Raw genomic sequence first — 1,135 nt, forward strand, 5'->3', positions numbered from 1 at the left:
TCCTCCTTGCGGCGAACCTTCTTCTGTTTCCATGACTACTCCGTTTTCCATCACGCCACTCTTTAAGTACCTCTTAATCCACTGGATTACCCTTTCGTCCCTCACATTTCTGCGCAGGATATTCAGGAGTATCTCATGGTTCAGGGTATCAAAGTATTTCGACAAGTCCAATGCTACCGCATGGATATATCCCTGCTCTGCATACTCTTTCACCTTCTGAATGGCATCTTTCGCGCTTCTTCCCGGGCGATAACCGTAACTGTTCTCCGGGAACAACGGCTCGTAGACCGGTGTAAGGCGCTGTGTTATGGCCTGTTGGAAAATGCGGTCTTTTACGGTTGGAATGCCCAGCTTTCGTATTCCACCGTCTGGCTTGGGAATCTCCACTCGTCTTACCGGGTCGGGGGTGTACTTTCCCCTTCTGATTCTCTCGATAAGTTCTTTCTGGTTTTCCCTCAGGTATGCGCCTATTTCCTCCACGGTAATCCCGTCGATTCCTGGCGCCCCCTTGTTTGCCTTTACTCTCTTAAAAGCTCTGTTGAGGTTGCCCTTCTCCAGTATCTCCTCCAAGAGTTCCGGCTGTGCACTGTCCCTTTCCTTCCATATCCGGCGGAAAGAACGGTGCGCTCTCACATACCCTTCACGTTCCGCGCTATCTCTTTGCGAGCAGCTGTCTTTGTTTTCTGTACCCAATGTTCCTTCCTCCTTTCCCAGTTGTACTAAAGACTCCTGTTGATTCGGTCCTTCATCTCCCGACTACTACGGCCTCGGCTGACTTCTGTACGTTCAGCACTATCTTTCGATAATGGTTATCCCTTTCAGGACATTCCGCACAGACCTCCCCGGGTACCACACGTCTCTTTCTCTCCATCTATCTGCCACATTTACCATACGTGATTCCGTGTGGTTATTGGGCTTCGACTTGTTCAGCAGCCTTACCCTCACGCATGGCCTGATGTGATTTCTGTCCGTCAGACCAGAGATTTGCCCATGGGTTAGTATGTTCCCCACATCCGGCTTCCTTCAGATTTCACCTCACGATGAACACCCCTGCCTTCGGCTATATCCTTCCCACCACCGGGCGGATTCCGGACTTTCACCAGTTAGAGACGTGCGCCGCCGGGCGCACTGAAAA

The 1,135-nt window shown here is 51.2% G+C and carries 1 protein-coding gene; it reads right to left on the reverse strand.

The annotated features are described in order from the left end of the window. Positions 1 to 693 (reverse strand): reverse transcriptase domain-containing protein (locus LI015_RS27920; protein WP_264468480.1); only part of this gene is annotated, 693 nt, incomplete at its 3' end. Between the last annotated feature and the right edge of the window lie 442 nt (positions 694 to 1,135).

This window comes from Enterocloster sp. 210928-DFI.2.20, assembly GCF_020554465.1.
In the GTDB taxonomy this organism is placed as follows: Bacteria; Bacillota; Clostridia; order Lachnospirales; family Lachnospiraceae; genus Enterocloster; species Enterocloster bolteae.